Below are 26,988 nucleotides of genomic sequence, written 5' to 3'. Positions count from 1 at the left end.
GGGGCGAATTATAGACCTCTGGAATCTGCCGTCAACCGTTAATTTCGCTTTTCTTGCAGATTCTGCTTTTTACCCAGTAAACGCGGGATTCGCTTCATCACCGGCGGCAGACGAAGCAGCAAAAGCACGCCACCTATAAAGGCATAAATGGTCCACTCTTCCAGATCGGCCCGCACGATCCACAGCATATGCAGCAAACCCAGTCCGAGAATCAGGTAAACCAGGCGATGCAGCTTCTTCCAGCGAGCTCCCAAACGACGCTGACTATAACGATTGGACGTCACCGCCAATATCAACAATCCGAGAAAGCCCAACGCACCGACAATAATGTAAGGCCGCTTGCGTAGCTCAACGCCCAACTGTGACCAATCGAATCCGAGGATAAACGCCATATAGCTGAACAGATGCAGCGTCACATAAGCAAAACACCAAAGCCCTAACTGCCGGCGTACTGCAATCCACCCCGCCCAGCCGCTCAGCTTTTGCAGGGGAGTCATGCTCAGGGTGATCAACAGCAACACCAGCGTGCCAAGCCCGAGACGATCAACCAGCACCTTGCCCGGATCAGGCCCGAGCAGATCGGCGAAAGCCTGATAGAACCACAGCAATGGCCAGACCGCCGCAGCAATGAAAACGCCCACTCGCCAGAACGGATAACGCATCAGTAGTTCTTCCGCAGATCGAGCCCTGTATATAAAGAAGCGACTTCATCCGAGTAGCCGTTGAACACCTGCGTGTCGCGCACATTCGGTTTGAACAGGCTGTTCGGCAAGCGCCGCTCGCGCGCCTGGGTCCAGCGTGGATGGTCGACGGTAGGATTCACATTCGCGTAGAAGCCGTACTCATCGGCAGCAATGCTTTGCCAGGTGGTCTTCGGCTGCTCGCTGACCAGACTGATGCGCACAATGGACTTTACACTTTTAAAGCCGTACTTCCAGGGCACCACCAGACGCAGAGGCGCGCCGTTCTGGTTCGGCAGTTCGCGGCCATACATGCCCACCGCCAGGATCGCCAAAGGATTCATCGCCTCATCGAGACGCAGGCCTTCGACATACGGCCAGTCGATCAAGGCAAAACCGGAACGCTGGCCGGGCATGCTCTTGGGATCCTGCAAGGTTTCGAAGCGGATGTACTTCGCTTTGGAAGTCGGTTCGACCTGCTTGAGCAAGGCCGAGATGGGAAAGCCGATCCAGGGAATGACCATCGACCACGCCTCGACGCAGCGCAGACGATAGATACGCTCCTCCAACTGATACGGTTTCATGAAGTCTTCCAGCGCATAACGCCCCGGCTTACCCACCTCCCCGTCAATCACCACGCTCCAGGGTTCGGTTTTCAGGTCGCCAGCATTCCTCGCCGGATCGCCCTTGCCGGTACCGAACTCATAAAAGTTGTTGTAGTTCGTCGCGTCTTTATAAGGCGTGATCGCCTCATCCTTGACGTTGACCGCCCCCCATTGTGTAGAAGGGAGCTTTTCGGCAAACCAGGCCGGAGCCTTGCCGGATTCGACATCAGAGTAGCGAGGGGCATCAGCGGCACTGGCCCAGCGTGGCAGGCTGCTCACGGCAATACCGGCAGCAGTGGCGCCGAGCAATTGGCGGCGGGAGAGATAAATGGCTTCAGGCGTGACATCCGACTCATGGCAGTCGGATGCTTTGGGGATCTTGATCAACATGACAACTCCGCAGCTTTGGAGGACAGGTGCACCCATAGACTGCGGAGTATGCGGGAAATTACATCACTCGGCGTTTTTGTGACGACGAAGACGCAACAGATATTGCACCGGACCGGACGCCGCATAGGCGAGGAACACCAGCAGCAGAATGCGCGGCGGATCACTGAACACGACAGCGAATACCAGCACCACCGCGAGGATCGCCACGAACGGCACGCGACCTTTGAGATCCAGCTCCTTGAAGCTGTTGTACTTGATGTTGCTGACCATCAGCATGCCGGCCGCCGCCACCATCAAGGCCACCAGGAACGACATCTTCGAACCCTGGATGCCGTAATCGCTGAACGCCCAGACAATACCGGCCACCACACCTGCCGCCGCCGGGCTGGCCAGACCGATGAAGTAGCGTTTGTCCGCCGTGCCGACCTGGGTGTTGAAACGCGCCAGACGCAACGCCGCACCCGCTACATATATGAAGGCGACCATCCAGCCGACCTTGCCCATGTCTCCCAGCGCCCAGCCGAAGGCCAGCAATGCCGGCGCGACGCCGAAGGCGACCATGTCCGACAGCGAGTCGTACTCGGCGCCGAAGGCACTTTGCGTATTGGTCATGCGCGCCACGCGACCATCGAGGCCGTCGAGCACCATCGCGACGAAAATCGCGATCGCAGCGAAGGCGAAGTACTTGCTCGCATTCACCGAGTCGCCGGCGCTCAACGCGGCCTGGGCGCTCATCGAGTTGATGATGGAATAGAAGCCTGCGAACAGGTTGGCAGTGGTGAACAGGTTCGGCAGCAGATAGATACCACGATGCCGGACTTTACGACCTTCAGCGTCGTGCCCTTCTTCGATGTGTTCATCGATGGGCAGCAGGCTTTCGGCGTCGGAAGCCTTGTTCGGCTCTTCGGGACGTTCGCTCATGGACATTACCTTGCAACGGTTTGGAAAAAATTCGACAGAGGCTTGAGGACGACAGTTCGGCCACAAACGATGCAGCTTTATACCAGAAGCACCGGCCCAAACGAAAAAACGCGGCCTAGGCCGCGTTTTTCGTACAAGGGACGACGACTCAGTTCTTGGCTTTGTCGACGATCTTGTTGGCACCGATCCACGGCATCATGGAGCGCAGTTGCTCGCCGATGACTTCGATACCGTGAGCGGCGTTGTTACGACGCTTGGCGGTCATCGAAGGGTAGCCGGTTGCGCCTTCGCTGATGAACATTTTGGCGTATTCGCCGTCCTGAATACGTTTCAGGGCGTTGCGCATGGCCTGACGGGATTCGGCGTTGATCACTTCCGGGCCAGTCACGTACTCGCCGTACTCGGCGTTGTTGGAGATCGAGTAGTTCATGTTGGCGATACCGCCTTCGTACATGAGGTCAACGATCAGCTTCAGTTCGTGCAGGCACTCGAAGTAGGCCATTTCCGGCGCGTAGCCAGCTTCAACCAGAGTTTCGAAACCGGCTTTCACCAGTTCAACGGTACCGCCACACAGAACGGCTTGTTCGCCGAACAAGTCGGTTTCGGTCTCGTCCTTGAAGGTGGTTTCGATGATGCCGGTACGACCACCACCGACGCCAGCAGCGTAGGACAGTGCGACGTTCTTGGCGTTGCCCGAAGCGTCCTGGTAGATCGCGATCAGGTCAGGGATACCGCCGCCTTTGACGAACTCGGAACGCACGGTGTGGCCCGGGGCCTTCGGCGCGATCATGATCACGTCGAGGTCGGCACGCGGAACAACCTGGTTGTAGTGAATCGCGAAGCCGTGGGAGAAGGCCAGAGTGGCGCCTTTCTTGATGTTCGGCTCGATTTCGTTCTTGTACAGCGAGGACTGGAACTCGTCCGGAGTCAGGATCATGACCAGGTCGGCAGCGGCAACAGCGGAAGCAACGTCGGTCACTTTCAGGCCGTGAGCTTCGGCTTTGGCAACGGTGGCCGAACCTTTACGCAGACCGACGGTAACGTCGACACCGGAGTCTTTCAGGTTGCACGCCTGAGCGTGGCCCTGGGAGCCGTAACCGATGATGGCAACTTTCTTGCCCTGGATGATCGACAGGTCGCAGTCTTTATCGTAGAAAACTTTCATGAATTTCCCCTTATATCCGGCCGTTCAGGCCATGCGCTAATTTGGTTTAGATGCTGAGAACTTTGTCGCCGCGAGCAATGCCGGTCACGCCGCTACGGACGGTTTCCAGAATCGATGCGGTGCCGATGGACTGAATGAAGCTGTCGAGCTTGTCGCTGGTACCGGTCAATTGAACGGTATACACGCTGGCGCTGACATCAACGATCTGTCCACGGTAGATATCGGTGGTGCGTTTGATCTCGGCGCGCTGGGCGCCAGTGGCCTTGACCTTGACCAGCATCAGTTCACGCTCGATGTGAGCGCTTTCCGACAGGTCCACCAGCTTGACCACTTCGATCAGCTTGTTCAGGTTTTTGGTGATCTGCTCGATCACTTCATCGTGGCCCACGGTGGTCAGCGTCAGACGCGACAGGGTCGGGTCTTCGGTCGGGGCCACGGTCAGGCTTTCGATGTTGTAGTTGCGCTGCGAGAACAGGCCGACTACGCGAGACAGAGCGCCGGGTTCGTTTTCCAGAAGCAGGGAAATAATGTGCCGCATGATTAAGTACGCTCCGTCTTGCTCAGCCACATATCGCGCATGGAGCCGTCTTTGATCTGCATCGGGTAGACGTGCTCGCTGGTGTCGACCGCAACATCGATGATCACCAGGCGATCCTTCATGGCGAAGGCTTCGGCCATCTTCGACTTCAAATCTTTCGATTCGGTGATGCGTACGCCAACGTGGCCGTAGGCTTCAGCCAGCTTGATGAAGTCGGGCAGCGATTCCATGTAGGAGTGCGAGTGACGGCTGCCGTAGCTCATGTCCTGCCACTGGCGAACCATGCCCAGCACACCGTTGTTGAGGATGACGATCTTCACTGGCAAGCCGTATTGCAGGCAGGTCGACAGCTCCTGGATGTTCATCTGGATACTGCCTTCGCCGGTGACGCAGGCAACGTCGTCGTCCGGGAAGCTCAGTTTGATGCCCATCGCGGCTGGCAGACCAAAGCCCATCGTGCCCAGACCACCGGAGTTGATCCAGCGGTTCGGCTTGTTGAACGCGTAGTACTGCGCGGCAAACATCTGGTGCTGACCAACGTCGGAGGTCACAAAGGCGTCGCCCTTGGTCACTTCGCAGAGGGTTTCGATCACGGTCTGCGGCTTGATCTTGCTGCCGTCGCCCTTTTCATAAGGGAACAGGCCGCGATCGCCACGCCATTCATCGACCTGCTTCCACCAACTGGCTACGGACTCCTTGTTCGGGGTCTCGCCGATTTCCTTGAGAATCGCGACCATTTCGGTCAGGACGCTCTCGACCGGACCCACGATTGGCACGTCGGCCTTGATGGTCTTGGAAATCGACGCCGGGTCGATGTCGATATGGATGATCTTGGCGTTCGGGCAGAATTTCGCCGGGCCGTTGATCACCCGATCGTCGAAGCGTGCGCCCACTGCGAGGATCACGTCGGCATGGTGCATCGCCAGGTTCGCGGTGTAGCTGCCGTGCATACCCAGCATGCCGATGAACTGACGGTCAGTGCCAGGGAATGCGCCCAGACCCATCAAGGTGTTGGTCACGGGCAGGTTGAGCATTTTTGCCAGTTCGGTCAGTTGCGCGGAGCCATTGCCGAGAATCACGCCGCCGCCGGAGTACAGCACCGGGCGCTTGGCCGCCAACAACATTTCGGCTGCTTTGCGGATCTGCCCGGAGTGACCGCGAACGGCCGGGCTGTAGGAGCGCAGCTTGGCTTTTTTCGGAAAAACGTATTCGAACTTTTCGGCCGGGTTGGTCATGTCTTTCGGGATGTCGACCACGACCGGGCCCGGACGACCGGATTGCGCCAGGTAGAAGGCCTTCTTCATGACTTCCGGGATTTCCGAAGCGTGCTTGATCATGAAGCTGTGCTTCACGATCGGCCGGGAGATACCGATCATGTCGGTTTCCTGGAACGCGTCGGTGCCGACCATGGTGCTTGGCACCTGACCGGAAATGATCACCATCGGAATCGAGTCCATATAGGCGGTGGCGATACCGGTGATGGCGTTTGTGGCGCCTGGACCGGAAGTCACCAATACCACGCCGGCTTTACCGGTGGCACGGGCGTAGCCGTCAGCCATATGGGTCGCCGCTTGTTCGTGACGAACCAGGATGTGGGTCACTTCCGGTTCTTTGAACAGGGCATCGTAAACATGCAGGAGAGCACCACCCGGGTACCCGTAGATATATTTGACGCCTTCGTCACGCAAAAAGCGGACGAGCATCTCACCGCCAGATAAAAGCTCCACGTTGTTCACCTCTAAAACGCCAGAATACCGTCCACAAAAAAGGGGCGGGTCTTAATAGGTTTACTTCTCGGCAGAGCATGAGCGACGGTGGTCGCCGACTACGTCAGCACTGACTGAGCAAGTATTGGGATCGTCCCAAGTGTTGCGGGCCTTTCCCACCCAGCGCGAGGTAACGCGTTGCGGGTGTAACAGGTCGGCGCGGATGTGCGCCTCATGATCTACCGAGTGGGTCTGCTTCTGGCAGTCCCTCTACAGCGGACTTTGGATTCTTCTGTTTCGCCCTCTGCAAGTCAAGTCGTCTGTGTGGTTAATTGTGGGTAAGCACATGAGAACGCAAGAAAAAACCTGAAAAGCGCTACTCTGTTAGCGTCAATTGCGCATTTTTGCCAAGGAATCAGCATGCGAACGCTCCTCCTTACTCTGCTGATCGGCCTCAGCCCATGGTGCTCGGCCGGTCAAATCTACAAATGGGTCGACGCCCAAGGCGTCACGCATTTCGATGCGCAGCCTCCGCAGGGCCTACCGTCGACGACCGTACAGACACCCTCCTCGCCCGCGCCGAAAGCTGCGCCGATGCCGGGCGGCGGCGTCCTTGGCGATCAGAAAGCCATTGATGCCAAGGTGAAGAAACAGGTCGCCGAGCAGCAGGCGCAGCTCAAGGCCTTTTGCGAGCAGGCACGCACGAACCTGGCGCAACTGCAGAACAATCCGCGCTTGCGTGAGGAGGTCGAGGGGGATGTGCGCAGGCTCGACGATACACAGCGTCAGGAACGCATCGTCGAAGCGAAGAAGCAGATTAAGGAGAATTGTTCGTAATCGTTTCGAAGGATGTGCAGGAGCTGCCGAAGGCTGCGATCTTTTGACTTGTTGGAAGAGCAAGATCAAAAGACCGCGGCCTTCGGCAGCTCCTACAAAGCTCCTACACAACCGCGCTCAGCGGGAGGCAGTGATCAGCAGGTCAAACTCTTTGAGCAGTACCTGCAACTGCCGGTCCTTGCCGCCAACGTTGCGCTGGGCAAAGACCATTTCCGCCATTTCCTGAATGCCCGAGGCGTTTGGCAAGGGCAGATCCTGTTCGAGGATCATCTTCATGCGCGGCAGGAAAATCCATTGCAGCCATTGCTCGAAGTCCAGCGTGTCGACGGAAAACGGCTCGACACTGCTTAGCGCTTCGGCGGACGGCTCAACCTCATCCCACCAACCCTGGGTACGCAGCTCGCGTTCGATCAGCAACAGCTGATCGGCGATTTTCGGGAAACGCACGTCCATCACAGGGAAACCTTGGCCTTCTGACGGGCCAGCGCAGCGCCGGCGGAATCGCCTTGTTTCTCACGAGATTGAGCGATGATTTCCCACAGGCTGGCTTGCAGGTCCGGACGACCGTTGGCCATGGTCAGCGCACGACGGGCAAATTGCTCGGCTTGCGGCGCATCGCCCTGGGCCATGCGCACCTGCGCCAGACGGTAAAGCACTTGTGGCTCGCGCGGGGCGACACGTTGCGCCCGCTCCAGGCTGGAAGAGGCACCGTTGAGGTCGCCGCCGGCCTGCTGCTGTTGCGCGGTGGTCAGCAAGGCGAGTACCGGGCCGTCCAGTTGCTCATCCGCCGACAGGCCACCGCCACTGCTGGCCGAAGGAATGCCACTCGGCGTCGATGGCATGCTGTAGCTGCCGGAGTTGATCGGTGCCGACTCAACCGACGATGGGTTGTAAGGCCCCGACGTGATGCCGCCGGATGCCGGGCCCGGAACGATTGGCGAAGAGCTGATCGGTGTCGACACCGCCGCACCGCCGCCCGGCACCATCACCACTACGCCGGTATCGCCTTGCGGAATCGCCTGAGTCTGGCCCTGCACCGGGCGCTTGACGGTGGTCTGGCGGAAACCGCCATTGGCGCCGATGCGTTCGCTGTTGGACACGGCCGTACCCGAATCCACTACCGGAATCGAACCACGCTGTACGGTGGAGCAGCCGCTGAGCAAAGCCACGGCGGTCACCGCTGGAATCAACCAATTGTTCACTTGAAACCCTCTTTGCTTAATTCATCCAGCCCTTGACCCAGTCCATCACCGATTCCGGCGAGGCAGGTGTTTCGCTTGCACACGCGGCGCCGGGTGGCGGTTCGCTGCCGCGAATATACGGCATCTGTACCGCGCCGGGGCAGTTGGCATCCGAACCCTGGCCGGTGCGCGAATCGACCCAGGCCTGCACGACGTTGTCCGGCTGCGGCATATCCAGCGGCAGCGGATCGGCCTTGCGCATGAAACTGGTCCAGACCTGCAGCGCACCGGTGGCGCCGGTGAACGGCGTCTTGCCGTTGTCGTCGCGGCCGAGCCAGACCACCGCCAGCAGATCCTGACTGAAACCGGCAAACCAGCTGTCGCGCGAATCGTTACTGGTACCGGTCTTGCCCGCCAGTGTCAGGGTCTTGGGCAGCACGTTATAAACCGAACTGCCGGTACCTTCACGCATCACCCGCTGCATGGCGTTCTGGATCAGGTAGATCGAGGCCGGGTCGAAACGCTGTTCGATCTGGAACGGATAGCGCTTGAGCGGCTCGCCCTCGGCGGTCAATACGCTGCGAATGCCGCGCATCGGCGTATTGAAACCACCGTTGGCCAGCGTCTGATACATGGTTGCCACTTCGATCGGCGTCATGCCGCCGGCACCGAGCAGCATCGACGGGAACGCCGGGAACTCACGAGTAACACCCAGGCGACCCACGGTCTTGAGCACATTCGGCACACCGACTTCCAGGCCCAGACGCGAGGTCGACAGGTTGTAGGAATGCGCCAGGCCCTGATAGAGGAACACCGTACCGTGGGAGCGGCGATCGTAGTTCTGCGGTTTCCACACCTGACCGTTGGCGCCCTTGACCGACAGCGGATCGTCCGACAGCCAACTGGTCAGCGTGTACTGGCTCGGCTTCTCGAGCGCGGTCAGATACACCGCCGGTTTGATCAAAGAACCAATCGGGCGCACCGCATCCAGGGCACGGTTGAACCCGGCGTAGCTGGCCTGACGACTGCCAATCATCGCCTGGACTTCGCCGGTTTCCGGGTTGGTCACGACCATCGCCGCTTCGACGTCATCCGAGCCCTTGCGCCCGGCCAGACGCTTGAACGTGTCGTTGACCGAGGCTTCGGCTTTCATCTGCAGAATCGGGTCGAAACTGGTGAAGATGCGCAGGCCTTCTTCGGTCAAGTCTTCGTCGCGGTAATCTTCGCGCAACTGACGTTTGACCAGGTCGATAAAGCCCGGGAACGAGCTGTCGGCGAGCTTGCCGCGAGTCGTCACACCGAGCGGCATTTTCTTCGCTGCTTCGACCTGTTCGGCGGTGGCCACGCCTTGCTGCTCAAGCACATCGAGCACCAGGTTGCGCCGCTCCAGCGCGCGCTCGGGGTTGCGGCGCGGGTTGTAGTAGGACGGCCCCTTGACCATGCCGACCAGCATCGCCACCTGATGCAGTTTCAGCTCGGACAATGGCTGGCCGAAGAAGAACTGGCTGGCCAGACCGAAACCGTGCACCGCACGCTGACCGTCCTGGCCGACAAAGACTTCGTTGAGGTAGGCCTCAAGGATTTCCTTCTTGTCGTAGTGCAGCTCGAGCAGCAACGCCATCATCGCTTCGGTGAGCTTGCGGGTCAGGCTGCGTTCGCTGGTCAGGTAGAAGTTCTTCACCAACTGCTGGGTCAGCGTACTGCCGCCCTGGGTCATCTTGCCGCCGGAGGTGTTGATCCACACGGCGCGGGCGATCGATTTCGGCGACACGCCCCAGTGGCTGTAGAAGTCGCGGTCTTCCACAGCGATCAGGGTTTCGAGCAGGTAAGGCGGCACCTGATCAAGTTTGATCAGGATGCGGTCTTCAAGATTTTTCGGGTAAATGCCGCCGATCATCAGCGGCTCGAGGCGCACCACCGACAGCTTCGAGCCGTTGGTCGCGGAGAGTTCGGCGACGTAATCGCCGGAGAAGCGCACGCGCACTGGCTGCGGCTTTTCCAGACCTTCATAGAACTGGAAGCCACGGGTGTTCAGGTCAACCGTATTGCCGCTGACGGCTGCGGCGCCGGGGCCGTTGCTCACGGCTTCGCGGCGATAGCCGAGGGCATCGAGTTCGGTGAGGAAATCGTCCTTGCTGAGCTTCTGTCCGACGAACAGCTCGAGCGGGCGCGCGTACACCTTGGCCGGAATGGTCCAGCGCTTGCCGGAGAACTTCTCCTGCACCACGGCATCGAGGTAAACGGCGAAGCCGGCCAGCACTACAAGGCCGACCAGGCTGAGTTTAATGGCCCAGCTCAACCATGGGCTGAGGCCCTTGGCTGGTGGTTTTTTCTTGGTACGGGGGGATCGGGATCGAGTCATGGCGGCGGATTATACGCACTTTATCGATCCTCAACAGGCACGCGCGGAGGTTTGCGTCAGGCGGGCAAGCAGCCATAATGGCCGCCTCGAATTCCCCCGCCTCTGAAGGATCGCCCGTGAGCCAGTCCCTGATCGCTGCCCTGCAAAACCCGGCCCTCTACCCGCATCCCGTCGAAGGGTTTCAGGTCATCGAAACCCACATCTCGTGGGTGATTCTCACCGGCCCCTTTGCCTATAAAGTGAAGAAGCCGGTGAATTTCGGCTTCCTCGACTTCACCAGCCTCGACGCACGTGCGCATTTCTGCGCTGAAGAGCTGCGTCTGAACCAGCGTCTGACCGCTGATTTGTATCTGGACGTGTTGCCAATCACCGGCAGCATCGAGGCACCGCAATTGGGCGGCGACGGCCCGGCTATCGAATACGTGCTGAAAATGCGCCAGTTCCCGCAGAGCGGCTTGCTCAGCACGCTGCAAGCCAATGGCGAGCTGACCACTCAGCACATCGATGCGCTGGCCGAGCAGATCGCGCATTTCCATATCAATGCACCGAAAGTCCCGGCCGAACACGACGCTGGCACGCCGGACAGCGTGATGGCGCCAGTTTCGCAAAACTTCGAGCAGATTCTGCCATTCCTCAGCGACAAGAACGATTTGCTGCAACTCGAGGCACTCAAAGCCTGGGCCGAGAGCAGCTTCGAACGCCTCAAGCCGTTGTTCGCCGCGCGCAAGGCCCAAGGCTTCACCCGCGAGTGCCACGGCGACATCCATCTGGGCAACGCCACGGTCATCGACGGCAATGTGGTGATCTTCGACTGCATCGAGTTCAACGAGCCGTTCCGTTTCACTGACGTCTGGGCCGACACCGGTTTCCTCGCCATGGACCTGGAAGACCGTGGCCTGAAATCGCTCGCGCGTCGCCTCATCAGCCAGTACTTGGAACTGACCGGCGACTATGAGGGCCTGGAAGTGCTGAACTTCTATAAAGCCTACCGCGCGCTGGTGCGGGCCAAAGTTGCGCTGTTCAGCATGCCGGCAGATGCGACTGCAGTGCAGCGCGCCACCACCCTGCGCCAGTACCGCAACTACGCCAACTTGGCGGAAAGCTACAGCACCATTCCTTCGCGCTTCATGGCCATTACCCACGGTGTTTCCGCAGTCGGCAAGAGCCATGTGGCCATGCGCCTGGTCGAAGCGCTGGGCGCGATTCGCCTGCGTTCCGATGTCGAGCGCAAGCGCCTGTTTGGTGAGCAGACCGTTGCCAACGATGTGCAGGCCGGCATTTACAGCGCCGATGCCAGCACCGCGACCTACGCGCGCCTGCATGAAATCGCCGAGGTGATCCTGCACGCCGGCTTCCCGGTGGTGATCGACGCGACTTACCTCAAGCGTGAGCAGCGCGACAACGCGGCGAAGATTGCCGAAGCTACTGGCACGCCGTTCCTGATCCTCGACTGCAACGCACCGCAAGCCGTGATCGAGAGCTGGCTGGCGATGCGTCAGGCCGACCAGAAGGATCCGTCCGACGCCACCCTGGCAGTGATCGAAGCGCAACAGGCCAACCGCGAAGCGCTGACGCCGGAAGAAATCCTGCGCAGCAAACGCGTGCAGACCAATGAATCCGGGACGCTGGACACCGTGGTCGCGCAGATCCGTCAGCGCCTGCCTGGCCTGTAAAAAACTATTTCGGCCGTGAAGCCCACGCTCGCTTCACGGCCGGCAAATAGTGGCACTATACTGGCGTCATAAAACCAACAGGTGATCTGACATGAGCCAGCCAAAACTGCTCGACACTCCGCTTTACGCCCTGCTGCACAAAGATGACGTCGCAGGCTTCAACAAGGAACGCCCACAAGATGGCCCGATCGACATGGTCGGCGGCGATTTCCGTGGTCTCGACCTGCGCGAGCTGAACGCCGACGGCGTGGATTTCCGCGATGCGTACTTCCGCTCCGCCGATTTGCGCGGCATCGACTTCCGCAAGGCTTCGCTCGAAGGCGCCAGCCTGGCCCATGCGCAGATTTCCGGGGCGTACTTTCCGCCGGAGCTGAGTGCTGACGAGATTCTGATGTCGATGAATTTCGGCACGCGGTTGCGCTATCGCACCCGCTGAAATCTGGAAATTTTACTGACACCACGCCTTGCCTCTGTGGGAGCGAGCCTGCTCGCGAAGGCGTAGTGTCAGTTGATATCGATTGTGTCTGATACGCCCTCTTCGCGAGCAGGCTCGCTCCCACATTGTTAACCGCCTAACTCGCTTCCCTCTGCGCTCGCAGGTCTTTCACTCCCCTTTCTTAGAAGCTTTTGCGTCGAATCCGACCAAACAACCACGCTTTTCCTACTGATGGCTACACTGCTGAGAAGCTCGCCCACGCACCATTCGGCCGTCGCAAGGAGGCTTGATGAATGATGAACTGCAACACCTGAAAAATCTTGGCAAGACATCGGCGCAATGGCTGCATGCCGTGGGCATCCACAGCGCCTCGGACTTGCGTCGCCTCGGTGCAGTGGATGCCTACCGGGCCGTGCGTACTCGGGGGTTTCGCGCATCGAAGGTGTTGTTGTATGCGATCGAAGGCGCGTTGATGGACGTGCACTGGAACGACATCCCCGCCGAGCGCAAGGACGCCTTGAACAAACAGCTCGAAGCCATTTCCGCGCGCCACAAGAACTGAACAGGCGCTGACGCCATGTATTTACTGGGGGAACAATCGGCCCACGCCGACGCATTGATCAATCGCTTGCAGAGTCTTCCCGGGCAGTGGCTGCAGGATTTGTCGCCGTGCGCGCCGGTCATCGAGCTGGAGGCAACGGACGATCTGTTTGCACAGGTGCCGAGCGATCAGTTGTTTCTGCTGAGCGAGGGCGTGGTACATGGCTGCATCGCGGGCCGTGCGCAGTTCTACTGGCAGGAAGGTGATCTGCTCGGCCTGCAACGTGGCGAGCAATGGAGCGACTGTCGCATTTGCAGCGACAGCGCTGTGCGCCTGGTGCCCTATGGGCGCGCTGAGGTTTTGCAGCATTTGTATGCAGACCCTGATCGAGCGGAGCAGTTGCTGAGCTATCTGCTCGGGCAAATGGCGCTGCTCGCCCACGCCGTGGCCGAGCTGAAACCTCGGGAGTTCCGCAGCACCAACGGCTTCAAACGGGTTGAGGCGGGCGCCGTGCTGATCCAACAGGGCGACGCAGCGGATCACGTCTTCGTGATTATCGACGGGCATGCCGAGGCATTTGTTGACGGGTACAAGGTCGGTGACGTGGCCAAGGACGAGATTTTCGGCGCCATGGCGTTGTTTACCGGCGAGCCGCGCAACGCTTCGGTGGTGGCGTCCGAGCCGAGCACGTTGATGTTGATTCCCGGTGATCAATTTTTGAGCATGACCCGCAGCAATACGAAGATCGCCCATTGCCTGATTGAGGGTATGGCTCGACGCATCGGCCAGTTGAATCGCCAGATCACGCAGTTGACGACGCAGCGCACCTAGCGCAAAGCCCTTTATTCACAGGGCCTCACCACCGCTCGCAAAACTAAATTACAGATTTGCAAAATCAGCGGTTGACGCGGTAATGAGAATCGCTATGATTATCACAACTGGTCGCGAGATCAGTCGATATTCTGAAAAGCCCTTGGTTCGGACTCTCAGATTATCTCCTCATCAGGCTAATCACGGTTATTTGACCCGGTTTTTTACCGGGTCTTTTTTTGCCTGTGGAAAAGTCATTTAGCGAATTGCTGGCGCATCTGCTCGCAGTAATCCGGCTTCGGCGTGGCAGGCGTGTACCAGACGTAATCGGCCATCGCCGCCGATACCGCAGCGCCCTGCTCGGCCAGCATCAATACGATCGGCGCCTTGCCAGCGCCGAGATCCGACAGATGCAGCGGCACGCCGACATCCTTGCGCGCATGCCAGGCACCGGCCAGCAGGATCGAAGGCATCGGCGCCGCCAGCATGCGCTCGGCCATGCGTCGATCACGCTGTTGCTGAATCGCCAGCATTGCTGGCATCTGTGATTCGGGCAGCAAGCCGCAGTGGGATTCACTGATTTGCCCAAGCAAAGTTTTTTTAACCGACAGCGAATTGCTGCGCGGACCGTTCAGAGCAGGTGGATTGCGGTAGAACGCGCGGATTTCGCTGTCATCGAGATTGGCCGCCAGCAGCGGATACGGCTGCGACAGGGCAAAGCGTACGATCGGCCCGTAAAGGTTCCAGTCCCAGCCCTCTTGCCAGGCCAATGCCGCGGGCAGATCTGCCGGAACGGATTTCGACTGGCGTGCCGCATCGACTTTCGCTTGTTGAACCGGCGAGAGCATTTCCAGCAGCAGACTGCCTTGCGCTCGCTGCTCGCCGAGCGACTGCAACAGCCACAACTGTGCGGCATGGTGATCGGCGTTGTCGTGCTGCTCACCGATGATCAAACGCTCAGGCTCAGCCAGACGCGTCAGCAATTGCTGCGCCGTAAGTACCTCGCCGCTGCGCAGATCGCGGATATCAGCGCCCACAGGCGGAGCCGCCACGTGCTGACAGCCCGCGAGCAACACCAGCGCCAACAACCACAATCCACGCATGCGACACCTCGATGATGATTCAGCGGGCGATGATCAGCGGATGCCCACGCTCCGGGTGCGGTTGCACCAAAACCTCCAGGCCGAACACTGCTTTAAGCGTATCCGGACGCAGCACCTGCTGCGGAGTATCCAGCGCAACCGGGCGCCCCTCCTCCAGCAACAGCACGCGATCACAATAGCGTGCCGCCAGATTCAGATCATGCAGGATCACCAGTACCGCCGCGCCGCGATCGGCGAACTCGCGCACCGCCTGCAAGGTGGTGTGCTGATGCAGCGGATCGAGCATCGATGTCGGTTCGTCGAGCAATAAGGTTTGCCCGGCCTGCCCCGGCCAGAGTTGCGCCAGCACCCGCGCCAGATGCACGCGCTGACGCTCGCCACCGGACAATGCCAGATAGCTGCGCCCACCCAAGTGACCGGCATCGGCGGCGGCCAGCGCTGCCGCGACAATCTCGTCGTCGCGCACGCGCCCGGTCTGGTACGGCAAGCGGCCCATGCCGACGACCTCTTCCACGGCGAAGGCAAAATCCAGCGTCGAAACCTGCGGCAACACCGCCAGTCGTTGTGCGCGCTGCGTTCCGCTCCAGTGGCTCAACGCCTGGCCGTCGAGAGAGACGCTGCCTTCACTAGCGCTCAACTCTCCACACAAGGCGCCAAGCAACGTGCTTTTCCCGGCGCCGTTCGGTCCCAGCACGCCAAGCACTTGACCGGGTTCGAGCCCGAGCGTAACCCCACTGAGCACAGCCTTGCGGCCACGGCGGACATGCAGATTGTGCGCAGACAACATCAGGCACGCCCTCGCAGCAGCAGATAAAGGAAGAACGGCGCGCCGATAAACGCGGTGACAATGCCGATCGGCAACTCCGCCGGCGCCAGCGCCAGGCGCGCCACCAGATCGGCGAGCAATAACAGGCTTGCACCGGCCAGCACCGAGGCTGGCAACAGAACTTTGTGATCGGGGCCGGCCAGCAGGCGCACCAGATGCGGCACCACCAGCCCGACAAAACCGATCATGCCCGCCGCCGCCACCGCCGCGCCAACACCCAGCGCGGTGCAGAACACCAGTTCGCGCTTGAGCCGTTCGACATCGATGCCCAGATGACCGGCCTCGGATTCACCGAGCAACAAGGCATTCAATGCCTTGGCCCGACGCGGCAGCCACAGCGCCACGCCGATGGTGATGATCAGCAGTGGCCACAGCCGCGCGTAACTGGCGCCGTTGAGGCTGCCCAGGTTCCAAAAGGTCAGGGTGCGCAGCGTGGCGTCATCGGCCAGATAGGTGAACAGACCGACCGCCGAACTGGCCAGCGCCGTCAGCGCGATACCGGCCAGCAACATGGTGGCGACGTGAGTCTGACCGTTGCGCCGGCCCAGCCGATAGACCAGCGCCGTCACCCCGAGCCCGCCAAGAAACGCACACACCGACAACAGATACGGCCCGAACCACTCCGGCAGGCCGCCGAATAACGAACCGCCGACAATCGCAATCGCCGCGCCAAGCGCCGCGCCACTGGACACCCCGACCAGCCCCGGATCGGCCAGCGGATTACGAAACAAGCCCTGCATCGCTACCCCGGATAGCGCCAGCACTCCGCCGACCGCCAAGCCGAGCAAGGTTCGCGGCAGGCGGATCTGGCCGAGAATCAGCTCAGCCTGCTCCAACCCTTGCGGCGCCAACGGCACGCCGATCAGACGCAGCGCCGCGCGCAAGGTATCGAACAGCGGCAGGCTCACCGGCCCCAGCGCCAGCGACAGCCAGATCGCCAGCAGACACAGCAATGTCAGGCCGATAAACAAGCCACGGGGTTTGACCAGTGTGGTCATTGGCCGCCCTTGGCCGGGTAGAAGCCGTCAGTCAGGGTTTGCAAAGCAGCCGGCAACCGTGGCCCGAGACCGCCAACCAGCAGCGTCGGGTCCAGCTCCATCACCCGCCCGCTCTTGGCCGCGCGGCTGGAATTGAGGATGGGGTTTTCCTTGAACAACGCGGCTTTTGCCGCCTCACCGGTCAACGCTCGGTCAGCGAACACCAGCACTTCGGGATCGAGGCTGGCGAGGGATTCGACAGAAAACGGTTTGTAGCCGGTATGAGTAGCAAGGTTGTGCCCGCCGGCCTGTTGCAGCAGCCAATCGGCGGCAGTGTCCTTGCCGGCGATCAACGGCTTGCCGCCGGCGTGCCCGAGCAGCAGCAACACACCGGGGGCTTTCTGTGTGGTTTGCACTTGGGTAACTCGCACTGTCTGCGCCTGGAGCTGCTGTTGATAACTCTGCAGCAGCTGCGCTGCCTGGCTTTGTGCGCCGAGCAACTGGCCCAAACGAGTGACATTCTTTTCCAGCGTCGGCAGATCAGCCTGTGCCGAGAACAGCTCGACGTTCACTTTGGCGGCTTTGACTTGCGCCAGAACCGGCGGCGGCCCCATTTCTTCGGTACCGACAAGAATGTCCGGGCGCAGGCTCAAGATGCCTTCGGCCGACAGGCTGCGCTGATAACCAATACTCGGCAGCGCCTGCAACGATTGGGGATGCTGACTGGTGGTGTCGACCCCTACCAGCTTCGATTCGCCGCCCAGTGCGCTGACCCATTCCGACAGCGCACCGCCGGCGCTGACCCAGCGTTGCGGTAAATCCGCTGCGATCGCCTGATGGCTGAGAAAAAGGCCGACGCACAGTACGGCAACGCGGGTTTTCAGGCGCATACGCAGCTTCCTTGAACAAGGTTTCCCGGGCATCGGCGCAGCGAGCCAAGTATCCTCGGCAACGGCCAGACTCCCTGTGGGAGAAGGTCGCCATTTGATAATTGTTTGCATTTGAACGTCAAGCTCGGACATATCCAGACACGAGCGGACATTTGAGGATAGCCATGAAGTTTCTCTGCGCCGACAGTGAGCTGGCCGAAGGTGGCAGTCGCGGTTTCGTTATCGAAGGCAAAAAGCTTTTCGCCGTGCGTCGTGGCGGGCAGGTCTATGCCTACTTCAATCGCTGCCCGCATCGCGGCGTCGGGCTGGAATGGCAGCCCGACCAGTTTCTCGATCCGAGCAATAGCCTGATCCAGTGCGCCACCCATGGCGCACTGTTTCTGATCGAGGACGGCGAATGCGTCGCCGGCCCCTGCGCCGGGCAGTCGCTCACGGCAATTGAATGCCGGGAAGATACACAAGGCGTGTGGGTCGACGTTTAACCGTTTAGCCGCACGTCGAGTCGGCGGTCGATGACCATTTCTTCGTGGTCCAGGCGCACACCGTAGGCCAACACCTCAACACCGCAGGCGACCGCTTGACGCAGCGCCTCGGCGTAAGCCCAATCGATTTCCTCGGCCGGGCGCACGGCATCGATGCCGGTGAGGTTCACGCAGTACAACTGCACCGCCCGAATGCCGTCGCGCGCCAGATGCGCCAGCTCGCGCAGATGTTTGGCGCCGCGCTGGGTCACCGCATCGGGAAACGCCGCCACCGCCGTGCCGTCGAAGCCGAGGGTGACGCTTTTGACTTCGACATATGCCGGGCCGCTGGGGTATTCGAGGCGGAAGTCGATGCGGCTTTTTTCCTGTCCGTAGGCAACCTCACGCTTCAACGCGGTAAAGCCGTTCAACTCGGTGATCACGCCGGCCTGCAAGGCTTCCTCCACCAAGCCGTTGGCGCGCCCGGTGTTGACGCAAAACAGCCGGCCCTGCGGGGTTTCGCCAATTTCCCAAGTGCCGGGCAATTTGCGTTTCGGGTCATTGGAGCGACTGAACCAGACCTGCCCGCCCTCGACCTGGCAATTGAGCATCGAACCGGTGTTGGGGCAGTGAATGGTCAGCAATTCGCCGCTAACGGTCTCGATATCGGCGAGAAACCGCTTGTATCGGCGAATCAGCCGCGCTTCTTCCAGAGCAGGATAAAAGCGCATCAGCCTTGCCAGCTCTTCAAGCCGCGCGCGATGCGTTCCACGGCTTCCTGCAAACGTGCGAGGTTCTGTGTGTAAGCGAAACGCACGTGATGGCCGGCCTGATAACGACCGAAATCCAGTCCGGGCGTGAAGGCAACGTGCTCGGTTTCGAGGAAATGTCGGCAGAACGCGAAGGCATCACCGCCGAAACGGCTGATATCGGCGTACAGATAAAACGCGCCTTCCGGCTCAACGGCGATGTTGAAACCGAGTTCACGCAGCGCCGGCAGGAGGAAGTCGCGACGGCGCGCAAACTCGGCGCGGCGCTCTTCGAGAATCGCGATGGTGGCTGGCTCGAAACAGGCCAGCGCCGCGTACTGCGCCATGCTCGGCGCACTGATGTAGAGGTTCTGCGCGAGTTTTTCCAGCTCGCTGACCGCCGCGTCCGGCGCGACCAGCCAGCCCAGGCGCCAACCGGTCATGCCGAAATACTTGGAGAAACTGTTGAGGACAAAAGCGTTGTCATCGACTTCCAGCACACTGGCGGCATCAGTGCCGTAGGTCAGGCCGTGGTAGATCTCATCCACCACCAAGTGCCCGTGCCTGGCCTTGATCGCTGTGGATAATCCGCCCAGTTCATCGCGGGTCAGCAAAGTGCCCGTCGGGTTGGCCGGCGAAGCGACAAGGGCGCCGACGCTGTCGTGGTCCCAATGCCGCTCGACCAGATCCGGGGTCAGTTGGTAACGCACCTCCGGCCCGACCGGCACCAGCTGCGCCGCGCCTTCGACCAGCCGCAAGAAATGCCGATTGCACGGGTAGCCCGGGTCGGCGAGCAGCCAGTGTTTTCCCGGATCGACCAACAAGGCACTGGCCAGCAACAGCGCGCCGGAGCCGCCCGGCGTGATCAGAATCCGTCGTGGGTCGATATTCAGGCCGTACCGCGATTGGTAGAAACCGGCGATCGCCTCGCGCAGTTCGGGAATGCCACGGGCGGCGGTGTAGCGGGTCTTGCCCGCCGTCAACGCAGCTTGTCCGGCGCGAATGATCGGCTCGGCGGTGGTGAAGTCCGGCTCGCCGATTTCCAGATGGATCACGTCGTGGCCTTCGGCCTGCAATTCATTGGCCCGCGCCAGCAGCGCCATCACATGGAACGGTTCGATCGCACGACTGCGCGCACTGTAGGGGCCCATTGGAATGCCTTCGACGGAAAAAAGAGACGATTCTACCTGTCTGCCGGAACGAGCGAGAACCCGTGGAGGTCACAGCCTCAAGAACGCTGGACTGTAACGATCTGAACGTACGCTCCAGGATTGACTAAAATCAGTGATTGAACAGGTCTCCCTTCCCACAGACACGACTTGTCAGACATCTGCAAGCGCCACCCGCCGGGGGCTCGACATCCGGGAGTAGCGCAGGCTGATTTGATCTGGTAAGTTCGCCCGCTTGCAGCCGCAGGGCCGGCAGGTGTCGGTGATGGAGCAATCCTGCGCAATGGATTACAAGAGTAGAGGCGGTCTATTTCATGTCCACCCAAGCAAAGCAACAGCAGAAAGACACGATCAGCGGCTTCGAACCTTACGTTTCGAAGGCGGGTGAAGAGTACATGGGCGCTCCAATGCGCGCGCACTTCACCAAGATCCTGAACAAGTGGAAACTGGACTTGATGCAGGAAGTCGACCGCACGGTTGATCACATGAAAGACGAAGCGGCCAATTTCCCTGACCCGGCCGACCGTGCCAGCCAGGAAGAAGAGTTCGCCCTCGAACTGCGCGCCCGCGACCGCGAGCGCAAGCTGATCAAGAAAATCGACAAGACGCTGCAACTGATCGAAGACGAAGAGTACGGCTGGTGCGAGTCCTGCGGCATCGAGATCGGCGTCAAGCGCCTCGAAGCCCGCCCGACAGCGGATCTGTGCATCGACTGCAAGACCCTGGCGGAAATCAAGGAAAAGCAGGTCGGCAAGTAATCTCGACCTGAACGAAAAACGGAGCGTGCGAACGCTCCGTTTTTGTTTCTGTGTTTTGCCCGCGGAACCTGCTTCTGCCTCTGTGGGAGCGAGCCTGCTCGCGAAAGCGTCCCTTCAGACAGCTCATTATTGCCTGACACAGCGCTTTCGCGAGCAGGCTCGCTCCCACAGGGGTAACCTGCTTAAATTCTGAATAGCCTTTATCGCCTCCATGACTGCCAAATCCCCCGCCTACATCGGCCGCTTCGCCCCCACCCCCAGTGGCCACCTGCACTTCGGTTCGCTGGTCGCTGCGTTGGCGTCTTACCTCGACGCCCGCTCCGTCGGTGGGCGCTGGCTGGTGCGCATGGAAGATCTCGACCCGCCGCGCGAAGAGCCCGGTGCGCAAGCGGCGATTCTCAAGGCGCTGGAAAGCTACGGTTTCGAATGGGACGGCGAAATGGTCCGCCAAAGCGATCGACACGCGGCTTATGCCGAAGTGCTCGACAGCCTGTTCAATCATGGCTTGGCCTACGCCTGCACCTGCTCGCGCAAACAACTGGAGCCCTATCACGGGATTTATCCGGGGTTTTGCCGCAATGCCGGGCATGAACAGCACGACGCTGCGATCCGCCTGCGCGTGCCGGAGCTGGAATACCACTTCATTGATCGCGTGCAGGGCGAATATCGCCAGCACCTGGGCCGCGATGTCGGCGACTTTGTCATCCGTCGGCGCGATGGTCTCTACGCCTATCAACTCGCGGTGGTGCTCGATGACGCCTGGCAAGGCATTACCGACATCGTGCGCGGCGCTGACCTGCTCGATTCGACGCCGCGTCAGCTGTACCTGCAAGAACTGCTCGGCCTGAAACAGCCGCGCTATCTGCACCTGCCGCTGATCACCCAGCCGGACGGCAACAAACTCGGCAAGTCCTACCGTTCGCCGCCGCTCGAAGCCGATCAGGCCACGCCGTTGCTGCTGCGGGCCTTGCGCGCGCTGGGGCAGAATCCCGGTACCGAACTGGCTCACGCTTCGCCGGGCGAACTGCTGGCCTGGGGCAGCGCGCATTGGGATGCCGACCGGATCCCGCGCACACTGACCCTGCCCGAAGCGCAACTGCAATGACGACACTTGCAGTCGCGCGCCCATCCGTTACCATCGCCGCACGTTTTCGGGCACGCGCATAAAAAAGAGAGGCCGGGATGTACATCTATCGCTTGGTCCTGCTTCTGGTCGTCGGGATCTACCTGTTCTCCCCCGCCATCATGGACTGGTGGATCGACGCGACGGGCGCCTGGTATCGCCCTTATCTGCTCTGGCTGATCCTGATTGTCGTGACCTTCATCCTGCAGAGCCAAAAAGATGCCGATGAGCTTTAGCCTGACCCAGATGATCCTGATCAGCGCCGCGTACCTGGCGGCGCTGTTCGGCGTTGCCTGGGTCAGCGAACGGGGCATGATCCCGCGCGCGATCATTCGCCACCCGTTGACCTACACCCTGTCGCTGGGGGTTTACGCCAGCGCCTGGGCGTTCTACGGCACGGTGGGCCTGGCCTATCAGTACGGTTACGGCTTTCTGTCCAGTTATCTCGGCGTGTCCGGTGCATTCCTGCTGGCGCCGGTGCTGCTTTATCCGATCCTGAAGATCACCCGCACGTATCAACTGTCGTCGCTGGCCGATCTGTTTGCCTTCCGCTTTCGCAGCACTTGGGCCGGTGCGCTGACCACGATTTTCATGCTGATTGGCGTCTTGCCATTGCTTGCCTTGCAGATTCAGGCCGTGGCCGACTCGATCGGCATTCTCACCGGCGAACGTGTGCAGAGCCGCGTGGCGCTGGCGTTCTGTGCGCTGATCATTCTGTTCACGATTTTCTTCGGTTCCCGGCACATCGCCACGCGCGAGAAACATGAAGGGCTGGTGTTCGCGATTGCCTTCGAATCGATCATCAAACTGATCGCTCTGGGCGGCGTTGGCCTGTACGCGCTGTATGGTGTGTTCGACGGCCCGCAACAGCTCGAACTGTGGCTGCTGCAAAACCAGACCGCCCTCGCCGCCCTGCACACACCGTTGCAGGAAGGCCCGTGGCGCACGCTGCTGTTGGTGTTCTTCGCCTCGGCGATCGTGATGCCGCACATGTATCACATGACCTTTACGGAAAACCTCAACCCGCGCTCGCTGGTCAGCGCCAGTTGGGGCCTGCCGTTGTTTCTGCTGTTGATGAGTCTTGCCGTACCGCTGATTCTCTGGGCCGGGCTGAAACTCGGCGCCACCACCGATCCGGAATATTTCACCCTTGGTATCGGCATTGCCGCCAACAGCAAACCGCTGGCCTTGCTCGCCTACGTCGGTGGCCTGTCCGCCGCCAGTGGCCTGATCATCGTCACCACCCTGGCCTTGTCGGGCATGGCGCTGAACCATCTGGTGCTGCCGCTTTATCAACCGCCGGCCGAAGGCAATATCTACCGCTGGCTGAAATGGACCCGCCGGGCGCTGATCGTGGCGATCATCATGGCCGGCTTCGGCTTCTACCTGATGCTCGGCGTCGAACAGGATCTGGCCAACCTCGGCATCGTCGCGTTCGTGGCGACCCTGCAATTTCTGCCCGGGGTGTTGTCGGTGTTGTACTGGCCGACCGCCAACCGCCGCGGCTTCATTGCCGGTCTGCTGGCGGGGATCACGGTCTGGGTGGTGACCATGTTGCTGCCGCTGGTCGGCAATCTGCAGGGTTTCTATATCCCGCTGCTGAACATGATCTACGTGCTCGACGACACCAGTTGGCACATGGCGGCCATCGCCTCGCTGGCGGCCAACGTGCTGATGTTCACCCTGATCTCACTGTTCACCAACGCAAGCCCGGAAGAAGCCAGCGCCGCCGAAGCCTGTGCGGTGGACAACGTGCGCCGCCCGCAACGCCGCGAACTGCACGCCGCCTCGCCGCAGGAGTTCGCCACGCAGCTGGCCAAGCCGCTGGGTGCCAAGGCTGCGCAGAAAGAGGTCGAGCAAGCCTTGCGCGATCTGTATCTGCCCTTCGACGAACGCCGGCCTTACGCCTTGCGCCGTTTGCGCGACCGCATCGAGGCCAACCTGTCCGGCCTGATGGGCCCGAGCGTTGCGCAGGATATGGTGGAAACCTTCCTGCCTTACAAGGCGGGCGGCGAAAACTATGTCACCGAAGACATCCACTTCATTGAAAGCCGTCTCGAGGATTATCACTCGCGCCTCACAGGGCTGGCCGCCGAGCTCGACGCCCTGCGCCGCTACCACCGCCAGACCTTGCAGGAACTGCCGATGGGCGTTTGCTCGCTGGCCAAGGATCAGGAGATCCTGATGTGGAACAAGGCGATGGAAGAGCTTACCGGCATCGCCGCGCAGCGAGTGGTCGGTTCTCGCTTGAGCACCATTGCCAACCCGTGGAAAGAACTGCTGCAAGGCTTCATCAACCTGCCCGACGAGCATTTGCACAAACAGCATCTGGCCCTCGATGGTCAGACCCGCTGGCTGAACCTGCACAAAGCGGCGATCGACGAGCCGTTGGCCCCGGGTAACAGTGGTCTGGTGCTACTGGTCGAGGATCTGACCGAAACGCAGATGCTCGAAGACAAACTGGTGCATTCCGAACGGCTGGCCAGCATCGGCCGACTCGCAGCGGGTGTGGCCCACGAAATAGGCAACCCGATTACCGGCATCGCCTGCCTGGCGCAGAACCTGCGCGAAGAGCGCGAAGACGACGGCGAGCTGACGGAAATCAGCGGGCAGATTCTCGAGCAGACCAAACGCGTCTCGCGCATCGTCCAGTCGCTGATGAGCTTCGCCCATGCCGGCAGTCATCAGCACAACGACGAACCGGTGTGTCTGGCCGAAGTCGCGCAGGACGCCATCGGCCTGCTGGCGCTGAACCGACGCAATTTCGAAGTGCAGTTCTACAACCTGTGCGATCCCGACCATTGGGTCGAAGGCGACCCGCAACGGCTTGCCCAGGTGCTGATCAATCTGCTCTCCAACGCTCGCGACGCCTCGCCGCCGCACAGTGCGGTACGGGTCAAGAGCGAAGCCGGCGAACACACGGTCGATCTGATCGTCGAAGACGAAGGCAGTGGCATTCCGTCGAGCATCATGGACCGATTGTTCGAACCTTTCTTCACCACCAAGGATCCGGGTGAAGGCACCGGTCTGGGCCTTGCACTGGTCTATTCCATCGTTGAAGAGCATTATGGACAAATCACCATCGACAGCCCGGCTGATGTACAAAGCCAACGCGGCACCCGTATCCGGGTGACCTTACCGCGTCATGTCGAAGCGACGTCCGCTGTGAACTGAGACCGTCGAGAGTATCGAATCAATGCCGCACATTTTGATCGTCGAAGACGAAACCATTATCCGCTCCGCCTTGCGCCGCCTGCTGGAACGCAACCAGTACCAGGTCAGCGAAGCCGGATCAGTGCAGGAAGCACAAGAACGCTTCACCATTCCTACGTTCGATCTGATCGTCAGCGACCTGCGCCTGCCGGGCGCTCCGGGCACCGAGCTGATCAAGCTCGGCCAGGGCACACCGGTGCTGATCATGACCAGTTACGCCAGCCTGCGCTCGGCGGTCGACTCGATGAAAATGGGCGCGGTCGATTACATCGCCAAGCCGTTCGACCACGATGAAATGCTCCAGGCGGTTGCGCGGATCCTGCGCGATCGCCAGTCGGCGCCGGCTGCCGGAGAAGCTACGGCGAGCAAGCCTGCCGCTGGCAATGGCAAAGCCGCTGTGGATAACAGCAATGGTGAAATTGGCATCATCGGCTCCTGCCCACCGATGCAGGACCTGTACAGTAAGATCCGCAAAGTGGCGCCAACCGACTCCAACGTGTTGATTCAGGGTGAGTCCGGTACCGGTAAAGAACTGGTGGCCCGTGCCCTGCACAATCTGTCGAAACGCGCCAAGGCGCCGATGATTTCGGTGAACTGCGCGGCGATTCCGGAAAGCCTGATCGAATCAGAACTGTTCGGCCACGAGAAAGGCGCGTTCACCGGCGCCAGCGCCGGTCGTGCCGGTCTGGTCGAAGCGGCGGATGGCGGCACCTTGTTTCTCGATGAGATCGGCGAACTGCCCCTCGAAGCCCAGGCTCGCTTGCTGCGGGTTCTGCAGGAGGGCGAAATTCGCCGCGTAGGTTCGGTGCAGTCACAGAAAGTCGATGTGCGCCTGATCGCTGCAACGCACCGAGATCTGAAGAGCCTGGCGAAAATCGGCCAGTTCCGTGAAGACCTTTATTACCGTCTGCACGTGATTGCCCTGAAGCTGCCGCCGCTGCGCGAGCGTGGCGCCGACGTCAACGAAATCGCCAATGCCTTCCTCGCTCGCCAGAGCGCGCGGATCAATCGCACCGACCTGAAATTCGCTGCCGATGCCGAACAGGCGATCCGGCACTATTCCTGGCCGGGTAACGTGCGTGAGCTCGAGAACGCTGTCGAGCGCGCGGTGATTCTCAGCGAAAGCCCGGAGATCTCGGCCGACCTGCTGGGCATCGACATCGAGCTGAGCGATCTGGAAGACGACGAGTTCATCGGTCTGCCGCCGCAAACCGGCGGTAACGCCAGCAACAGCAGCCATGAGCCGACCGAGGATCTGTCGCTGGAGGATTACTTCCAGCACTTCGTCCTCGAGCATCAGGACCACATGACCGAGACCGAACTGGCACGCAAACTGGGCGTCAGCCGCAAATGCCTGTGGGAACGCCGCCAGCGTCTGGGCATTCCACGGCGCAAGACCGGGGTCGCCAGCGAGAGCTGAGCGTTACCCACCGCGTGCGCGGGTAACGCATGACAATGTGAAAAAACTGTTACCGCAGTCGATTCACGTAACAGAAGCCGGGGTTATCGGTAACGAAACCCCGGCTTTTTTTCGCCCCTGCAAAACGGTTATATCGACCTAACCCCTTGTTTTACTGGGCGAGACAAAAGTTGGCACGCACCCTGCTATATGTTTGGTACAAGAACAATAACAAGCAATGCACAAGACAATAAAAATAAGACGAATCGACTCACGCACAATAAAAACAAGACGGCGAGAGGCGCAGCTAACTGATTCTTTTGGAGAGGCGTTGTATTTGGGGCTTGCCCCACGACCAGGCCGAGAACAACAAAAACTGTCCTAAGACAGAGCCTGTACTGGTTGGATCGACAGATCACTGCAATTCAGCGACCAAAGCAATCCGTTTGCTCTTGGCTCCCGATTGGGAGGGTCA

26 protein-coding genes are annotated in these 26,988 nt (G+C 60.4%); 11 read left to right on the top strand and 15 right to left on the bottom strand.

What is annotated here, in order from left to right:
* Nucleotides 1-38: 38 nt before the first annotated feature.
* The 6 genes from msrQ to D8U60_RS22550 all read right to left on the bottom strand — a co-directional run bounded on the left by msrQ (nt 39) and on the right by D8U60_RS22550 (nt 6,026).
* Complete coding sequence (gene msrQ / locus D8U60_RS22575) at nt 39-662, bottom strand: protein-methionine-sulfoxide reductase heme-binding subunit MsrQ (RefSeq protein ID WP_024014316.1); 624 nt, start codon at nt 660-662, stop codon at nt 39-41.
* Nucleotides 662-1,675: a protein-methionine-sulfoxide reductase catalytic subunit MsrP gene (gene msrP / locus D8U60_RS22570; RefSeq protein ID WP_130900983.1), complete on the bottom strand. Its 1,014-nt coding sequence runs from the start codon at nt 1,673-1,675 to the stop codon at nt 662-664. Before msrP ends, msrQ begins: the two co-directional genes overlap by 1 nt.
* Nucleotides 1,676-1,738: 63 nt before the next feature.
* The gene (gene pssA, locus D8U60_RS22565) at nt 1,739-2,596 is read right to left on the bottom strand and encodes a CDP-diacylglycerol--serine O-phosphatidyltransferase (RefSeq protein ID WP_016773182.1); all 858 of its coding nucleotides are present in this window, start codon (nt 2,594-2,596) and stop codon (nt 1,739-1,741) included.
* Between the two features lie 148 nt (nt 2,597-2,744).
* A complete protein-coding gene (gene ilvC / locus D8U60_RS22560; protein WP_007909969.1) occupies nt 2,745-3,761 on the bottom strand; it encodes a ketol-acid reductoisomerase in 1,017 nt (338 codons plus the stop codon).
* A 46-nt stretch (nt 3,762-3,807) separates the two neighbouring features.
* Entirely contained in the window at nt 3,808-4,299 is a 492-nt protein-coding gene (gene ilvN, locus D8U60_RS22555) for an acetolactate synthase small subunit (protein ID WP_003176102.1), read from the bottom strand.
* Nucleotides 4,300-4,301: 2 nt separating this feature from the next.
* Entirely contained in the window at nt 4,302-6,026 is a 1,725-nt protein-coding gene (locus tag D8U60_RS22550; protein WP_130900982.1) for an acetolactate synthase 3 large subunit, read from the bottom strand.
* Nucleotides 6,027-6,425: 399 nt separating this feature from the next.
* Here D8U60_RS22550 and D8U60_RS22545 point away from each other — a divergent pair, with 399 nt between their 5' ends.
* Nucleotides 6,426-6,842 (top strand): DUF4124 domain-containing protein, encoded by a 417-nt coding sequence (locus D8U60_RS22545; RefSeq protein ID WP_130900981.1) that lies wholly within the window; start codon nt 6,426-6,428, stop codon nt 6,840-6,842.
* 117 nt (nt 6,843-6,959) lie between these two features.
* Here D8U60_RS22545 and D8U60_RS22540 read toward each other — a convergent pair whose 3' ends face one another.
* Genes D8U60_RS22540 through mrcB form a run of 3 tightly spaced genes read right to left on the bottom strand, consistent with a single transcriptional unit; the run spans nt 6,960 to nt 10,385 of the window.
* Complete coding sequence (locus D8U60_RS22540; RefSeq protein ID WP_122881690.1) at nt 6,960-7,295, bottom strand: YqcC family protein; 336 nt, start codon at nt 7,293-7,295, stop codon at nt 6,960-6,962.
* Nucleotides 7,295-8,044, bottom strand: coding sequence for a hypothetical protein (locus D8U60_RS22535; RefSeq protein WP_130900980.1), 750 nt, complete (start codon nt 8,042-8,044; stop codon nt 7,295-7,297). Before D8U60_RS22535 ends, D8U60_RS22540 begins: the two co-directional genes overlap by 1 nt.
* Before the next feature lie 16 nt (nt 8,045-8,060).
* Entirely contained in the window at nt 8,061-10,385 is a 2,325-nt protein-coding gene (gene mrcB, locus D8U60_RS22530) for a penicillin-binding protein 1B (protein WP_130900979.1), read from the bottom strand.
* A gap of 116 nt (nt 10,386-10,501) precedes the next feature.
* Between mrcB and D8U60_RS22525 the strand changes: the two genes are divergently transcribed.
* The 4 genes from D8U60_RS22525 to D8U60_RS22505 all read left to right on the top strand — a co-directional run bounded on the left by D8U60_RS22525 (nt 10,502) and on the right by D8U60_RS22505 (nt 13,866).
* Nucleotides 10,502-12,058, top strand: a complete 1,557-nt coding sequence (locus D8U60_RS22525; protein WP_130900978.1) for a bifunctional aminoglycoside phosphotransferase/ATP-binding protein — start codon at nt 10,502-10,504, stop codon at nt 12,056-12,058.
* A 91-nt stretch (nt 12,059-12,149) separates the two neighbouring features.
* Nucleotides 12,150-12,494 carry a pentapeptide repeat-containing protein gene (locus D8U60_RS22520; protein ID WP_039761605.1) on the top strand — a complete coding sequence of 115 codons (345 nt, stop codon included), beginning with the start codon at nt 12,150-12,152 and terminating at the stop codon, nt 12,492-12,494.
* Nucleotides 12,495-12,783: 289 nt separating this feature from the next.
* Nucleotides 12,784-13,056, top strand: a complete 273-nt coding sequence (locus tag D8U60_RS22510; protein WP_016773175.1) for a TfoX/Sxy family protein — start codon at nt 12,784-12,786, stop codon at nt 13,054-13,056.
* Between the two features lie 15 nt (nt 13,057-13,071).
* Nucleotides 13,072-13,866, top strand: a complete 795-nt coding sequence (locus D8U60_RS22505) for a cyclic nucleotide-binding domain-containing protein (protein WP_130900977.1) — start codon at nt 13,072-13,074, stop codon at nt 13,864-13,866.
* A 233-nt stretch (nt 13,867-14,099) separates the two neighbouring features.
* Here the strand turns inward: D8U60_RS22505 and D8U60_RS22500 are convergent, their stop codons facing one another.
* The 4 genes from D8U60_RS22500 to D8U60_RS22485 are packed head-to-tail and all read right to left on the bottom strand — an operon-like array spanning nt 14,100 to nt 17,641.
* Complete coding sequence (locus D8U60_RS22500) at nt 14,100-14,948, bottom strand: ChaN family lipoprotein (protein ID WP_130900976.1); 849 nt, start codon at nt 14,946-14,948, stop codon at nt 14,100-14,102.
* A 19-nt stretch (nt 14,949-14,967) separates the two neighbouring features.
* Entirely contained in the window at nt 14,968-15,735 is a 768-nt protein-coding gene (locus D8U60_RS22495) for a heme ABC transporter ATP-binding protein (protein ID WP_130900975.1), read from the bottom strand.
* Nucleotides 15,735-16,718 carry an iron ABC transporter permease gene (locus D8U60_RS22490; RefSeq protein WP_167333571.1) on the bottom strand — a complete coding sequence of 328 codons (984 nt, stop codon included), beginning with the start codon at nt 16,716-16,718 and terminating at the stop codon, nt 15,735-15,737. The genes D8U60_RS22495 and D8U60_RS22490 overlap by 1 nt, the downstream gene beginning before the upstream one ends.
* A gap of 50 nt (nt 16,719-16,768) precedes the next feature.
* Nucleotides 16,769-17,641 carry an ABC transporter substrate-binding protein gene (locus tag D8U60_RS22485; protein WP_130900974.1) on the bottom strand — a complete coding sequence of 291 codons (873 nt, stop codon included), beginning with the start codon at nt 17,639-17,641 and terminating at the stop codon, nt 16,769-16,771.
* A gap of 164 nt (nt 17,642-17,805) precedes the next feature.
* On the opposite strand from D8U60_RS22485, the gene D8U60_RS22480 reads away from it, so the two are divergent.
* Nucleotides 17,806-18,123 carry a Rieske (2Fe-2S) protein gene (locus D8U60_RS22480; protein ID WP_130900973.1) on the top strand — a complete coding sequence of 106 codons (318 nt, stop codon included), beginning with the start codon at nt 17,806-17,808 and terminating at the stop codon, nt 18,121-18,123.
* On the opposite strand, the gene sfsA is transcribed toward D8U60_RS22480, so the two are convergent.
* Both sfsA and D8U60_RS22470 read right to left on the bottom strand, forming a co-directional pair.
* Nucleotides 18,120-18,833, bottom strand: coding sequence for a DNA/RNA nuclease SfsA (sfsA, locus tag D8U60_RS22475; RefSeq protein WP_130900972.1), 714 nt, complete (start codon nt 18,831-18,833; stop codon nt 18,120-18,122). The two genes, D8U60_RS22480 and sfsA, sit on opposite strands and share 4 nt — an antisense overlap.
* On the bottom strand, nt 18,833-20,002 hold the full coding sequence (locus D8U60_RS22470; RefSeq protein WP_122750965.1) for a pyridoxal phosphate-dependent aminotransferase: 1,170 nt from the start codon (nt 20,000-20,002) through the stop codon (nt 18,833-18,835). Before D8U60_RS22470 ends, sfsA begins: the two co-directional genes overlap by 1 nt.
* Before the next feature lie 332 nt (nt 20,003-20,334).
* Here D8U60_RS22470 and dksA point away from each other — a divergent pair, with 332 nt between their 5' ends.
* The 5 genes from dksA (at nt 20,335) to D8U60_RS22445 (ending at nt 26,534) form a co-directional block, all read left to right on the top strand.
* Nucleotides 20,335-20,778, top strand: a complete 444-nt coding sequence (gene dksA, locus D8U60_RS22465; protein ID WP_016773167.1) for an RNA polymerase-binding protein DksA — start codon at nt 20,335-20,337, stop codon at nt 20,776-20,778.
* 211 nt (nt 20,779-20,989) lie between these two features.
* Nucleotides 20,990-21,883 carry a tRNA glutamyl-Q(34) synthetase GluQRS gene (gene gluQRS / locus D8U60_RS22460; protein ID WP_110646737.1) on the top strand — a complete coding sequence of 298 codons (894 nt, stop codon included), beginning with the start codon at nt 20,990-20,992 and terminating at the stop codon, nt 21,881-21,883.
* Between the two features lie 77 nt (nt 21,884-21,960).
* Nucleotides 21,961-22,137 carry a hypothetical protein gene (locus tag D8U60_RS22455; protein WP_003176118.1) on the top strand — a complete coding sequence of 59 codons (177 nt, stop codon included), beginning with the start codon at nt 21,961-21,963 and terminating at the stop codon, nt 22,135-22,137.
* The gene (locus D8U60_RS22450) at nt 22,121-25,075 is read left to right on the top strand and encodes a sensor histidine kinase (RefSeq protein WP_024014332.1); all 2,955 of its coding nucleotides are present in this window, start codon (nt 22,121-22,123) and stop codon (nt 25,073-25,075) included. Before D8U60_RS22455 ends, D8U60_RS22450 begins: the two co-directional genes overlap by 17 nt.
* A gap of 22 nt (nt 25,076-25,097) precedes the next feature.
* A complete protein-coding gene (locus D8U60_RS22445; RefSeq protein ID WP_039761623.1) occupies nt 25,098-26,534 on the top strand; it encodes a sigma-54 dependent transcriptional regulator in 1,437 nt (478 codons plus the stop codon).
* Nucleotides 26,535-26,988: the final 454 nt, after the last annotated feature.

Origin of the sequence: Pseudomonas sp. Sample_11 (assembly GCF_004307505.1) — a bacterium.
Lineage (GTDB): Bacteria > Pseudomonadota > Gammaproteobacteria > Pseudomonadales > Pseudomonadaceae > Aquipseudomonas > Aquipseudomonas atacamensis.
This window is presented reverse-complemented; position numbering and strand designations above follow the sequence as displayed.